The organism is Flavobacterium sp. PS2 (genome assembly GCF_046250155.1).
In the GTDB taxonomy this organism is placed as follows: Bacteria; Bacteroidota; Bacteroidia; order Flavobacteriales; family Flavobacteriaceae; genus Flavobacterium.
This window is the reverse complement of the sequence record NZ_CP176426.1, coordinates 2848469-2861309: the sequence shown is the minus strand read 5'-3', so window position 1 is coordinate 2861309 and position 12841 is coordinate 2848469. Positions and strand designations below refer to the sequence as shown.

General features: G+C 30.4%; 15 protein-coding genes. 14 read left to right on the top strand and 1 reads right to left on the bottom strand.

Annotated features, from left to right (window positions below; translation table 11 throughout):
- Positions 1-39 precede the first annotated feature (39 nt).
- The 3 genes from ACJ6WR_RS12400 (at position 40) to ACJ6WR_RS12390 (ending at position 2695) form a co-directional block, all read left to right on the top strand.
- On the top strand, positions 40-630 hold the full coding sequence (locus ACJ6WR_RS12400) for a DUF502 domain-containing protein (protein WP_039112542.1): 591 nt from the start codon (positions 40-42) through the stop codon (positions 628-630).
- Positions 631-691: 61 nt separating this feature from the next.
- Positions 692-1648: a geranylgeranylglycerol-phosphate geranylgeranyltransferase gene (locus tag ACJ6WR_RS12395; protein ID WP_409415405.1), complete on the top strand. Its 957-nt coding sequence runs from the start codon at positions 692-694 to the stop codon at positions 1646-1648.
- A gap of 138 nt (positions 1649-1786) precedes the next feature.
- Complete coding sequence (locus ACJ6WR_RS12390) at positions 1787-2695, top strand: pseudouridine synthase (RefSeq protein WP_039112544.1); 909 nt, start codon at positions 1787-1789, stop codon at positions 2693-2695.
- 86 nt (positions 2696-2781) lie between these two features.
- On the opposite strand, the gene ACJ6WR_RS12385 is transcribed toward ACJ6WR_RS12390, so the two are convergent.
- Positions 2782-3381, bottom strand: coding sequence for a DUF937 domain-containing protein (locus tag ACJ6WR_RS12385; protein WP_039112545.1), 600 nt, complete (start codon positions 3379-3381; stop codon positions 2782-2784).
- A gap of 772 nt (positions 3382-4153) precedes the next feature.
- On the opposite strand from ACJ6WR_RS12385, the gene ACJ6WR_RS12380 reads away from it, so the two are divergent.
- The 11 genes from ACJ6WR_RS12380 to ACJ6WR_RS12330 all read left to right on the top strand — a co-directional run bounded on the left by ACJ6WR_RS12380 (position 4154) and on the right by ACJ6WR_RS12330 (position 12311).
- The gene (locus ACJ6WR_RS12380) at positions 4154-4729 is read left to right on the top strand and encodes a TerD family protein (RefSeq protein WP_039112546.1); all 576 of its coding nucleotides are present in this window, start codon (positions 4154-4156) and stop codon (positions 4727-4729) included.
- A gap of 132 nt (positions 4730-4861) precedes the next feature.
- Positions 4862-5527 (top strand): HAD family hydrolase, encoded by a 666-nt coding sequence (locus ACJ6WR_RS12375; protein WP_409415404.1) that lies wholly within the window; start codon positions 4862-4864, stop codon positions 5525-5527.
- Positions 5528-5529: 2 nt separating this feature from the next.
- Positions 5530-6336, top strand: coding sequence for a phosphoribosyltransferase family protein (locus ACJ6WR_RS12370; protein WP_039112548.1), 807 nt, complete (start codon positions 5530-5532; stop codon positions 6334-6336).
- 3 nt (positions 6337-6339) lie between these two features.
- Complete coding sequence (locus ACJ6WR_RS12365; RefSeq protein ID WP_039116851.1) at positions 6340-6894, top strand: TerD family protein; 555 nt, start codon at positions 6340-6342, stop codon at positions 6892-6894.
- Positions 6895-6898: 4 nt separating this feature from the next.
- Positions 6899-7507, top strand: a complete 609-nt coding sequence (locus ACJ6WR_RS12360; RefSeq protein ID WP_039112550.1) for a TerD family protein — start codon at positions 6899-6901, stop codon at positions 7505-7507.
- A 6-nt stretch (positions 7508-7513) separates the two neighbouring features.
- Positions 7514-8602: a toxic anion resistance protein gene (locus ACJ6WR_RS12355; RefSeq protein ID WP_039112551.1), complete on the top strand. Its 1089-nt coding sequence runs from the start codon at positions 7514-7516 to the stop codon at positions 8600-8602.
- A gap of 22 nt (positions 8603-8624) precedes the next feature.
- Complete coding sequence (locus ACJ6WR_RS12350) at positions 8625-9590, top strand: hypothetical protein (protein ID WP_409415403.1); 966 nt, start codon at positions 8625-8627, stop codon at positions 9588-9590.
- A 9-nt stretch (positions 9591-9599) separates the two neighbouring features.
- A complete protein-coding gene (locus ACJ6WR_RS12345; RefSeq protein WP_039112553.1) occupies positions 9600-10151 on the top strand; it encodes a TerD family protein in 552 nt (183 codons plus the stop codon).
- 6 nt (positions 10152-10157) lie between these two features.
- Complete coding sequence (locus ACJ6WR_RS12340) at positions 10158-10817, top strand: TerD family protein (RefSeq protein ID WP_039112554.1); 660 nt, start codon at positions 10158-10160, stop codon at positions 10815-10817.
- A gap of 54 nt (positions 10818-10871) precedes the next feature.
- The gene (locus ACJ6WR_RS12335) at positions 10872-11870 is read left to right on the top strand and encodes a TerC/Alx family metal homeostasis membrane protein (RefSeq protein WP_039112555.1); all 999 of its coding nucleotides are present in this window, start codon (positions 10872-10874) and stop codon (positions 11868-11870) included.
- A gap of 207 nt (positions 11871-12077) precedes the next feature.
- Positions 12078-12311 carry a hypothetical protein gene (locus ACJ6WR_RS12330; RefSeq protein WP_409415402.1) on the top strand — a complete coding sequence of 78 codons (234 nt, stop codon included), beginning with the start codon at positions 12078-12080 and terminating at the stop codon, positions 12309-12311.
- The last annotated feature ends 530 nt before the right edge of the window (positions 12312-12841 follow it).

Sequence of the window (12841 nt, the reverse complement as noted above, 5' to 3'; positions counted from 1 at the left end):
TTTCCTAAAAAATTATCACAATCTAGCAAGTTATTTAATATGAAAAGTATTTTAAGCATCCTCAAGTCAACTTTTGTAGGTGGAATTCTTTTTCTGATTCCATTAGCCATAATCCTGGTCCTTTTTGAAAAAGGCTATCACATTTTACAAAAGATTACCATTCCGTTAGTTAGTAATTTACCAAAAGTAAGAGTATTAGGAATGGCACTAGAAGAATTAATAGGCCTACTAATTATCATATTAATTTGTTTTTTGGCAGGATTATTAGCTCGAACCAAACAAGCAAAAATCTTAATTATTAAATTAGAAACTAGTATTTTAAGCCTTATCCCTGGATATTCGTTTATGAAGAACATGAATGAAAACATCATAGGGCTTGAAAATTCTAAAGACTTAAAAGTTGTTTTGGCTCGTGTAGATGATGGATGGCAATTTGCTTTTTTAATAGAACAAATCGACGAAGAACATTGCACGGTTTTTATCCCGAATGCCCCAAGTCCGTGGAGTGGTTCTATCTATTTTATGGAAAAAGAAAGAATAAAAGAAACCACAATATCACAAAAAGAGGCTTTAGTATGCATAAGAAAATTGGGATATGGCTCTTCAAAATTATTAAAAGATGTACTTTAGTAATTTTAAAACCAATATATAAACTGTATCCTACAAAGAACACTAACCTCTAACAAAAGAAATGTTAAGCCGACAGAATAAAATCTTAGCGATGAAAATAATAAGTTTGTTCTCTGTAATAAGAGGCTACAACATTCCTATTATCGTTTTAGCACAATACTTATCGGCAATATTTATTTTGGCTCCCGAAAAAAGGGCGCTTGACATACTACTTGACTTCAATTTATTTTTAATTGTTTTTGCTTCGGCAATTACTATTGCTGCAGGTTATATTATTAATAATTTTTATGACAGTCAGAAAGATTTAATAAATCGTCCCAACAAATCAATGTTGGATCGATTAGTAAGTCAGAAAACAAAACTGAGCGTATATTTCACACTAAACTTCATTGGCTCATTAATGGCGCTGATTGTGTCCTGGAGGGCATTTTTATTCTTTTCAACATATATATTTTTAATCTGGTTTTATTCTCATAAGATAAAAAAATATCCATTAATCGGTAACTTAACGGCTGCCTTACTTGCAGTTTTACCATTCTTTGCCATATTAGTATATTTTTACAATCAAATTTCTTTTGATGATTTAGAAAACCAAAGAGGCCATTTTGCAGTAATTTCTGCTCATGCTGTTTTTCTATTTTTATTATTGCTAATTCGCGAGATGATAAAAGACTTAGAAAACCTAAAAGGAGACTTGGTTAATAATTACAAAACCATCCCAATTCTTTATGGCGAGAGAACTTCAAAAAAGATAATTACCTTTTTAACTTTTCTTACTATTGTTCCCGTTTACATTCTAATCGAAATATATGATGTAGGTTATATGGACATTTATTTCTACATCTGCTTTATTGTTTTAATATTTTTCTTACTTTACCTTTGGAAATCAAATTCTAAGACACAATTTTTACTTCTGCACAATGTTTTAAAATTTCTTATCGTTTCGGGAGTGTTTTGTATTGTACTTATTAATCCAAGTGTTTTGTGGCATGGAAAAACTTTACTTTTAAAAATATAATTGATTTAAAATTTTCAGCATTTTTAGATTATTTTCAATTAAAAGGCTGGTAATAGTATTAAAAGCTAGTAATCTAACAACAATCAAGTTACTGCTATTAACCAATAATAAACTATCTTTGCACAAATTACAGGATTTATGAATAATAAGGAAGGCAATAATAAAGGAAAAGGACCAAGAGCAAATAGCTCAAGACCTAACTCAAATAAGCCAAAACCTGCCATGCAAAAGCGTGCACAAGGGCCAAAAAAAGCGAAACCGATTACTAAAGTAGAGGAAGAAGCTGCTGCAAAAGCTGCCAAAAAACCGAATCAAGCACCTAAAAGACAAAAGGCTGCTGATGAGATTCGTTTAAACAAATATATTGCTAATTCTGGCGCATGTTCTCGTCGTGATGCAGATATCTACATCCAATCTGGGAATGTAAAAGTAAACGGAGTACCTGTTACAGAAATGGGATACTTAGTAAAACCAGGAGATACAGTAAATTTTGACGGAGCAACTTTAACTCCAGAAAAGAAAGAATACATCTTATTAAACAAACCAAAAAACTTTACGACTGCTTTTGACGAAGGTCAGGAATACCGTAACGTATTAGAATTGGTTCGTGGTTCGACTAATGCAAAGATTGCTGCAGTTGGTAGAATGGATAAAAACACTACAGGTTTATTATTGTTTACAAATGATACTGATATGCTTCGTAAATTTACTTTACCAAGCCAGAAATCATCTAAAATATACCAGGTTTCATTAGATAAAAACTTGAAATTTGAAGATTTAGAAAAAATAAACAAAGGACTTGTTCTTGATGGACACCGTGTTTTTGTTGAAGACATTAGCTATATCGACAATGAGCCAAAAAGCGAAATTGGGTTAAAGTTACGTTCATCAAATGTAAAAGTAGTTCGTGCTATCTTCGAACACTTTGAATATGATGTTTTACGTATTGACCGTGTATCTTTTGCTGGTTTAACCAAAAAGAATTTACCAAGAGGTAACTGGCGTTTTTTAACAGAACAAGAAGTTATCAATTTGAAGAACGTATAAATCTTCAAATTATATATAAACGAGAGAATCCTATTTTACAAAATGTAAAATGGGATTTTTTTTGACTTAAAAACGAAAGACGGTTCTTAAGAATTACTATTTGAAAAAATGTGATTGAAAATTGAGTTTGAAAATCTGGTTTTCCTTTTTTCTTCGACAACTTCGTAAGATGAAAAACCTAAGATAATTTTGATTCCGAGAGGAATACTATTTAAAACACCTCTTTTTTGCTCTTCTAGCAATAATTGGAGGTCTTCTTGCACTTGCTTTTTATAGCTAAAATAAGAAAGAACTAATAGTGCTGAAAAATTTAATACTTCGCGAGCAGTTTCGCTTTTAATACCTACTTCATTAGAGACCATTTCGGTAATTCGCCCCTTTTTGTTATCAAAAATTCGTTTTAATAACTTATTGCCTTCGTCTTTATAACATTCATCGACTGATAATAGTCTTCCGGATTCAAAATCTATTTCTTTATAAAAGTCTGTATTCCCAACAATCTCTACCAACTCATTATACAAACTGACTTCATGTATTTTATTATAAACTCCTATTAAGATAGTTCCGATAGAAGCATCAATAGCTTTAATTAATAAGGCGTCATTTTCAAAATAAAATTTATTCAGTTTTGAAACAACATTTGAAGAAATAAAACGTCTAAGTTCAATTTGTAAATTTGGATTCATTAATCTGGATTTTTTAATTAAAAATAATTTATATCAATTATAAATAATCGACAAAGTGTGGCATTTTATCGTTTATGTGATAAATGTATGTAAAATAATAACATATCCAAAAAAAACGTTAAAAATTTTTCTTCTCAATTTCTCATTAATTCCATCCCTTTTCTTAAAACCCAATAAAATCGCTAATACTCTAAATATCAATACAAACTAAAACTTGAAAAAAAATTAAGAAATTACATAATAATATAGCGAATCAACAGTTATTTTTTCCTTTTTTCAGAAACAAACCAGCGTTAACGAATCCTGTAATTAATTATAACAAAACTGGCTTAAGTCTAAATTTAGACGAAAAATACTACTCCGTTTTTCCAGATTCATCAATGCATTTATATCTTATTCTGGAGATCAGTTTAAGAAAAACCTATTTCTTTAATTAATTTCTAAATGTCATAAAGTTTCAAAAATAGTAAGCATTTAAAAAATCAGAATTTAAAACAAACCTAAAAAAGCCAAAACATTCAATTAGAACAAACTAACCAAAATTAAGTTTTACAGGATTTAAGTTTTCCAAAACAAAACAAGAGGAAGAATTTTTTTTAGCATTAAGGATAAGCTTACTAAATCTAAGATTTTATCTAAAATAGCCCTAGGCTGTAAATAACTTACCAAAATAATAGAAATAAAAACCTGTTTTTAGCATATTTAAATAGTTTTATGCAAAATTAAATTTTAATTTTAACCCTTTAAAATAGGTTTCACTTTATACCACACTATGGCAATTAACTTACAGAAAGGGCAAAAAATAAATATTGGCTTATTAAATATAACAATTGGTTTAGGTTGGGATCCAAATGAAGGCACAGGAAGCAATTTTGATCTAGACGCTTCAGCAATTATGATTAATTCTGAAAGAAAACTTTTAGATGAAGATTATTTTGTTTTCTACAACAATCTCAAATCTCCCGACGGATCTCTAGAACATTCAGGAGATGATCCCGACGGAAAAAGTAGTGATGGCGATGATGATGAAGCTATAAAAATTGACTTGACAAAAGTCGACCCAAGGGTAAAAGAAATTTTATTTGTGGTTACAATTGAGGATTACGAGAGAAGAAAACAAAACTTTGGTCAAGTTAGAAACTCATACATAAGAATCGTTGACAATTCGACTCGTGAAGAAATTGCAAAATATGAGTTAGACGAAGACTTTTCGATAGAAACAGGAATAGAATTCGGAAGGCTTTATAAAAGAAATGAACAATGGAGGTTTGAAGCTTCGGGAATAGGATACAGAGCCGATTTAGGTTACTTTTTAGAAAAATATTATTCTGGCGAAATCATCAAATAATTTCTAATACCTAATCCAGATCCATTCGTTTCATTAATAATTACAGAAAACAAACTGTTTTACAATTCAAAGAAACTCCATTGAAGTTGTCTGAAACATTAAAATAAATTTGTTTTAATTAAAATCACAAGCTTGAAAATAAATTACGAAAATCACAGTCACCTTTCTTTTGATTTATGGCTAACCCTAATAAAATCAAATCCCGAATTTAAAAGCAAAAGAAATTTATTATTCAAAGACTTTTTCGATGTAGATGCTACAATCGAGAAGGTTAATGATGTTGTGCGCTATTATGATGTTTTATGCAATAATATAAACGAAAGAACCGGGTTAAATATTGACACTTACGAAATATATTATCTAATTCTTAGTGCACTAAATGTCAATATAAATGATATCGACACTACTAAATTAAAATTATTTTATAACGAGACAGAGTTGTTATTTTTAAAATACAAACCTGAACTTCTTTATGCTAATATCCCGCAACTTTTTAAAGAGATTACTCAACAAGATAAAACTATTAACTTATTAAGTAATACTGCATTCATTAAAGGAAACACATTAAGAAAGATACTTTCTCATTATGAATTGGAATCTTACTTTAAATTTCAGATTTACTCGGATGAAGTGGGACTTTCAAAACCTAATAACGAAATTTTTCAATTGGTATTTAACCAAGCAAATGAAATTAAACCGATAACCAAAAAAGAAATACTGCATATAGGAGACAATATTATCGCCGATTACAACGGAGCCATTAATTTTGGATTTGATGCACACCTATTAAAATTATAAAAGTGAATAGAAACTATAGTTTACATAAAATTCTTGAGAAAGATAATTGTCCGTTTCAGGAAAAAGAATACAGCCGATTTAAGTTTGGAGATAAATTTTATGCAGAGAAATTTGCAAAAGAATTGTTTGATGGCTTTGTAGATCAATATCATGATTTAATTTTATCAAATCAGGAAATTGTTATTCTGCCAAGTCCATTTTTATCGATTCCTACTGCTTCTAACTTTTTATGTTATTATTTTAAGAAACAACTGAACAGTTTCCTATTTAAAAACAACAAGAAAGCATCTATTGAATCTAAAATATTCAGAAATCAAACCTACGTTACTGATTATGGAAATTTAGATTTTGAAGAAAGAGTAAAATTAATATCGAATGATACTTATTATATCGACAGAAACTTTATTGATGGAAAACTTTGTATTTTCGTAGATGACATTAAGATAACTGGAAGTCATGAACATACGGTAAATAAAATACTAAATCAATATAATGTAAATGGAGATTTTATATTTGTGTATTTTGCTGAATTAATAAACAAAGAGATACATCCGAACATAGAGAACCATTATAATTATTATTCGGTTAAGAATGTCGAGGATATCGCGAATATTATAAACAGCGATCATTTTCAGTACAACACTCGTATAGTGAAGTTTATATTAAGTCTCAGCGAAGATGAGTTTGCCTATTTAGTAAATAATATATCTACTGAAAAAAGCAACGATTTATTTCATCTTGCGATAAGTAATAATTATCATCAGATTATAGAATACAAGAACAATATTAACGTAATAAAAATAGATTAAACTATGGCTATCAATTTACAAAAAGGGCAAAGAGAAAACATAAATGCCCCAAAATTCACAATTGGTTTAGGATGGGATACAAACAACAGTTCAACAGGATCTGGATTTGATCTTGATGCTTCTGTGTTTATATTGGGTGAGAACAAAAAAATAATTTCTGACTCACATTTTATCTTTTATAACAATTTAAAATCACCAGACGAGGCTGTAATACATACAGGAGATAACTTAACTGGAGATGGAGATGGAGATGATGAGCAAATAAAAATAGACTTAACTAAAATTGATGCTTCGGTAAAAGAAGTTTGCATTGTAGTTACGATTCACGATGCTATAACAAGAAAACAAAATTTTGGACAAGTTCGTAATTCTTTCATCAGAATTGTAGATGATAGCAATAATACCGAATTGCTGAAATACGAATTAGAAGAAGACTTCTCTATAGAAACAGCTGTTGAATTTGGAAGAATATACAATAAAGACGGACAATGGAAATTTGAAGCTATTGGCGCAGGAATGAAAGGCGGATTAGAAGATTACTTAAATAAATATAACTAAGATTATGGCAATTAATTTAGAAAAAGGACAACGTATCAATCTTGAAAAAAGTAACGGTACAAAATTACAAAACATTTGTGTAGGAGTAAATTGGGGTGCAATCGAAAAAAAGGGACTTTTCGGAACAAAGAAAGAGCCTGTTGATCTAGATGCAAGTTGCGCAGTTTACGATGACAAAAAAAATCATATTGACTCTGTTAATTTCAGAAAATTACAATCAAACGACCAAGCTATCAAACATAGTGGTGATGATTTAACTGGAGACATTAATGGTGATGACGGATTAGATAATGAAGTTATTACACTAGATTTTTCTAGATTATCTCCTTCTGCAAATCACGTTGCATTTTTTATCAATAGTTTTAGAGGTCAGGATTTTAAAGATATTCCTTTTGCATCTATTCGTATCTACGAAGGCACACCAACAAAAGTTAGTCAGGAATTTGCTCGTTATGACGTTGCAAACGATTCTTCTTTCGCTGGTAATGTATCGATGGTACTTGGTGTTTTTTACAAAAGAAACGATGAGTGGAAATTTAGTGCGATTGGAGCTCCAACAAAAGACAAAAAACTAGAAGAAACAATTCTTACTATTCAACAAAATCATTTATAAAATAAGATGATAGATAATCAATTAGTTACACAGGAAAATCTTGCGTTAATTGACAAAGATGGAAATGTAAACTTGGCTACAATTACCGAAGCTGAAGTAAATAGTTACAAATCGATTTCAAATCAGTTAAATGAAAACGACGCCAATTCTATCTTGAATTATGGTGCCGAAATTCAAAACTCTATCGCCAAACAAAGTGATACTTTCTTAACCAACGTTAGAACATATAACTCTGGTGAAGTAGGAACTTTGATAAACGATTTATTGACAGAATTAAATTATGTAGATATTGATCAATTAGATCAAGGTCCGTTTAAAAGATTTCTTTCAAAAATTCCAGTTCTTAATAAATTAGTTACTGATGTAAAAAAATTATTTCAGCAATACGATAAAATTACTGTAAACATTGACAAAATCAGTAATAAAGTAAAAGCTGGAATGATCAATTCGGTAAAAGACAATAGCGCACTTCAAACTATGTTTGATGGTAATGTTGGACTTATCAAAGAGATGGAAAAACACGTTATTGCAGGACAAATTCGTTTTAAAGAACTAAACGAAGAACTTGCAGTAATGGAAGCTAATACAGCACAATACCAAGATTATCAGATTTCTGACAAAAGAAATTTCATCAATCGTCTGGATAAGCGTTTAGCCGACATGAAAATTGTTCGTTTTATTATGTTGCAATCTCTAGCGCAAATACGTGTGGTTCAAAACAACAACACCTCTATTGCCGAAAAAGCGCAATCTATCTTAACGACAACAATGCCAGTCTGGAAAAACCAGCTTACATTAGCCGTTGCTTTACAAAGACAAAAACAGAATATCGAGATTCAGCGTAAAGTATCTGAGACAACAAATACCATTTTACAAAAGAATGCCGAAATGCTAAAACAAAACAGCATAGAAGTTGCCAGAGAAAATGAAAATACAATTGTTTCTTTGGAGACATTGAAAATGACAACAAAATCTTTAATAGACACGTTGACAGAAGTAAAACAAATTCACGACCAAGGTACAGAAACCAGAAGACAACTTGACGCTGGTTTACAAAGTCTTGAAACTGAATTAAAAAAAGGTGTTATAAGCTAATTGAAAATAAGAAATCAATTAAATGCAAGAGGAAGAGGAACGGTTCGTTCAAATAATAAAAGATAGTAACAGAAGACTTGTGATTTTAGAATTGTTAGCCAATTTCTTTAATCACAAGGACCTTGTTAATACCTTGATCAAAACAAAAATAATCCACTCTCTTTTTCAAAACAACCGAACATTAGACATTAATAAATTAGAATTATTTCACATTCAGTTTACAAATAGTCTTATTGATTTGTTTCAAAAAATCAAGAAATCAAAAGAGCAACAGTATCTTTTAATTACTGATGAAATATATATTAATGATGACATTGTTTCTAAATTAAAAGTCGAAATCGGAGAAGCCAAATTTGCTAAGCAAACACAAGTGCATGCTCTAAATATGTCTAAAAAAATTGAACAGCTCTATCAATTATTTGCAACAGAAAAAGAAGATTTTTTTAACTGGAATGAGATTACGATTTTTTCAGATAGTGTTCAATCCGAATATTATCGAGAAATAAATACCGAACAATACGAGCAACTCACACAAGCCAGCAATAGTTTGTACGAAAACTCGTTTGTTAAGTTCGAAAGAAAACTTTTAGGAAGATTAAATATTCTTAAATTTAAAATTAAATTCATGTGCGGTCTCGTTTACAATAATGAAGTTGTCGAAGCTTATGAATTTAGAGATTCTAACGACAAATTTATTTTTATTGCAAAAGACAAATCGTTCTATTTTCTAGACCACGAAAGAGCAAAAGGAATTGATTTCTCAAAAAACAGCTCATCAAAAGAGCAAATCGTAATGGAGTTAACAGCTAAAAATGCTGATTTAAAATTAGAGCTTAGTACAATAAAAACAATACTACCAGATACAGTTCAAGAAGTATTAAAAGAGTATCTGGACAAAATTTCATCTGTAGATTTTCTTGATGAGTTACAAAATGTAGATGAACAGACCAATATTTTAAAAACAATGTTAAATATTAATATTAATTAAGAACATAGAATGGCAATTAATTTAGAAAAAGGACAAAGACAAAGCATCGACGCTCCAAAGTTTACAGTAGGATTAGGATGGGATAGTAATTCTAGCAGCACTGGAGAAAGTTTTGACTTAGATGCATCAATATTTTTAATTGGAGCAAATGGAAAAATTCCAAGCGACAATCATTTTGTTTATTACAATAATCTAAAATCACCAGATCAGGCAGTAATTCATACTGGAGACAATTTAACTGGTGCTGGCGACGGAGACGATGAAAAAATACAAGTAGATTTATCTAAAATAGCTCCTGAGGTTAACGAAATCTCATTTGTAGTTACGATACATCATGCCGATACAAGAAGACAAAATTTTGGACAAATACGTAATTCGTTTATCAGAATTTTAGATCAATCGAATGTAGAATTAGTTAAATACGAATTAGACGAAGATTTCTCTATAGAAACTGCCGTAGAATTTGGAAGAATTTACAAAAGAAACGAAGAATGGAAATTTGAAGCCGTAGGAATCGGGATGAAAGGTGGTCTTCAGGATTATATAAACAAATACAATTAAAAGCACATGGCAATTAATTTAACCAAAGGACAAAAAATTGATTTAAGAAAATCAAGCGGAGAATCATTAACCAGCTTTTGTGTTGGTGTAAACTGGGGAGCGATAGAAACCAAAGGATTCTTAGGTTTATCAAAAAACGTAACAGATGTTGACCTTGATTTAAGCTGCATATTAATAGATGATCAAAATAAACTTTATGATCATTTATATTCTCCATTATACCGTCTTGAGGCTTTACAGCAATTTGGTCTATCCAAAGGTAAATTATTAAGCAACGATGGAGCATTAAAACATACTGGCGATGATCTTGCGGGTGATAAAGGTGGCGATGATGGTTTGGATAATGAAATCATAACCGTAGATTTGTCGAAAATTGACGCAAAAGTTACTCAGATATTTTTCTTTTTGAATAATGCCGGAAAAGAAGACTTTTCGCAAATACCATATGCCAAAATAAGAATGTATGAGGGAACACCAACAAAAGTAATTTCGGAATTTGCGTCCTATAACGTTTCTGCAGATAGACAATACATAAACAAACGTTCTATCATCATGGGGAAATTATATAAACGCGATAACGAATGGAGATTTAGCGCCATTGGTGACCCAACCGAAGATAGTTTCTTAGGACAAACAGCCCAAAGAATACTTCAATCATATTTATAAATAAAGAAACAAATAAATCTAAATAAATAATAAATTTCAACTTAATAAACAATAATGAACGAACATCCCATTTTCTCAGAACATCCTGGATTAATAGCAATATTTGCAATCGCAGTAGTTATAATGCTATTACTAGATTTAGGTATTTTCAACAAAAAAAGTCATGTCGTAACCAATAAAGAAGCTATTTCATGGTCATTAGTATGGATCAGTTTAGCAATGGGTTTTAGTGGTTTAGTATACTATTATGCAGGTTCAGCTAAATTTTACGAATTTCAATCGGCGTATTGGATCGAGAAAGCACTTTCTGTAGATAACCTATTTGTGTTTATCCTGGTATTCAAGTTTTTTGATGTACCAAATACCAACAAACACAAAGTATTATTTTGGGGTATTATAGGAGCATTAGTCCTAAGAGCTATATTTATATTCTCTGGAGCTTTTTTAATCGAATTAACCTATTTAAACAAGCTTTTAAGCCTAGTTGGTGTAGAAGGATTTAAATACGATATTAACCTAATCATGACAGCCTTTGGATTATTCCTAGTTTATGCAGGAATAAAATCATGGTCATCAGGAAATGAGGACGAAGACGAAGATTACAACAATACCAGAGGAGCAAGATTAATTAGAAAATTCTTTAGCGTAAGCGATAAGTATGATGGAGATAAATTCTTTACATACGAAAACGGAAAAAAACTTGCAACACCACTTTTAGTAGTTGTAGCAGTTATAGAATTTACCGATTTACTTTTTGCAGTAGATTCAATTCCTGCAATTTTCGCAATCTCTAATGATCCGTTTATTCTTTATACATCAAACATTTTTGCAATATTAGGTTTAAGAGCATTATTCTTCTTACTTGATAATTTCATTCATTTGTTTAGCAAATTACAATATGGTTTAGCGATAATCCTTGCTTTTATTGGAGTAAAAATGATTATTTCGCCATTCTACCACATCGAATCAATGTATTCGTTAATTGTTATTGCAGGTGTTTTAGTAATATCAGTTGTATTATCGGTTATGTTTCCAGAACCAAAAGAAGCATAAACCCAATATATTTAAACAAAAAAAAGACCTCAATTGAGGTCTTTTTTTATGCGTTATAGTTTCTCGATTAAACATTTATCCTTTATCAATCTTTTGCATAGAGAAATATAAAATAGACTTGAACCCATATATGCGTCCAATTACAAAATAAATCTTATCACTTTTGCTGTTATGATATTTTCATAGTCCTTACTAAACTTTTAAATCATGAGCGAAAATAGACTTTCAAAAGAAACAGAAATCAGACTAAAGGATTTTTTCAATGAAGTTATGGAACCCGAAGACATGGCAAAAACAATACGCCAAGTAAATCATCTGCTTGCTTTATGCTTAATGAGAGGATGCGAAACCGCAGCATCAGAAATAAAAAACATTGAAGATAATTTTTATTGGCTCAACAAATTAGCCGAAGCCCTAGATCCTTATTTAGATGTGGAATGAAGAAAGGTTGTTTTGCGCCCCGTTTGTCATTTCGAAGAATGAGAAATCTTCGCTAGTAGCTCGATAATCAGGAAATAATTTGTGTTCGCTTTTCATAAACTCACAGTTTACACATAAAATAACCGTAAACTTGTCTTTCTGAGGAACGAAAACACGAGCGATAGCGAACTAGCGAAGCAATCTCCGCTAGTAACTCGACAATCAAAAACAATTTATTTTCTAATGATTTCTTCAGGAGCCATTTCCTGCTATCATTCCAATCTTTTTTATTGAGAAAAACAATAAAAAAGGATTTTCCCTTCTATCAGGGCTAGATATGAGATTTCTTAGAAATATAACGTTTGTGGACACGGAAAGAATTTCCGTCCTATCAGGGATTTAAAATTTTGATTTGATATAAGTGATTTTTTTTTAATAATAAATTTCATCAAATAATCAATATTCAAACTGTCATTTTTACAATTATCTGAAATACGTGCTCCGCAGGATTAAGATTAATTTATTAAAATTGTTTTGAAGGTTTATTGATA

What these genes read in the sequence shown, in the direction of transcription:
- ACJ6WR_RS12345 (WP_039112553.1), top strand. Translation starts at nt 9,600, where the DNA reads ATGGCAATTAATTTAGAAAAAGGACAAAGACAAAGCATCGACGCTCCA.
- ACJ6WR_RS12335 (WP_039112555.1), top strand. Translation starts at nt 10,872, where the DNA reads ATGAACGAACATCCCATTTTCTCAGAACATCCTGGATTAATAGCAATA.
- ACJ6WR_RS12355 (WP_039112551.1), top strand. Translation starts at nt 7,514, where the DNA reads ATGATAGATAATCAATTAGTTACACAGGAAAATCTTGCGTTAATTGAC.
- ACJ6WR_RS12340 (WP_039112554.1), top strand. Translation starts at nt 10,158, where the DNA reads ATGGCAATTAATTTAACCAAAGGACAAAAAATTGATTTAAGAAAATCA.
- ACJ6WR_RS12365 (WP_039116851.1), top strand. Translation starts at nt 6,340, where the DNA reads ATGGCTATCAATTTACAAAAAGGGCAAAGAGAAAACATAAATGCCCCA.
- ACJ6WR_RS12380 (WP_039112546.1), top strand. Translation starts at nt 4,154, where the DNA reads ATGGCAATTAACTTACAGAAAGGGCAAAAAATAAATATTGGCTTATTA.
- ACJ6WR_RS12360 (WP_039112550.1), top strand. Translation starts at nt 6,899, where the DNA reads ATGGCAATTAATTTAGAAAAAGGACAACGTATCAATCTTGAAAAAAGT.
- ACJ6WR_RS12350 (WP_409415403.1), top strand. Translation starts at nt 8,625, where the DNA reads ATGCAAGAGGAAGAGGAACGGTTCGTTCAAATAATAAAAGATAGTAAC.
- ACJ6WR_RS12390 (WP_039112544.1), top strand. Translation starts at nt 1,787, where the DNA reads ATGAATAATAAGGAAGGCAATAATAAAGGAAAAGGACCAAGAGCAAAT.
- ACJ6WR_RS12330 (WP_409415402.1), top strand. Translation starts at nt 12,078, where the DNA reads ATGAGCGAAAATAGACTTTCAAAAGAAACAGAAATCAGACTAAAGGAT.
- ACJ6WR_RS12395 (WP_409415405.1), top strand. Translation starts at nt 692, where the DNA reads ATGTTAAGCCGACAGAATAAAATCTTAGCGATGAAAATAATAAGTTTG.
- ACJ6WR_RS12385 (WP_039112545.1), bottom strand. Translation starts at nt 3,381, where the DNA reads ATGAATCCAAATTTACAAATTGAACTTAGACGTTTTATTTCTTCAAAT.
- ACJ6WR_RS12400 (WP_039112542.1), top strand. Translation starts at nt 40, where the DNA reads ATGAAAAGTATTTTAAGCATCCTCAAGTCAACTTTTGTAGGTGGAATT.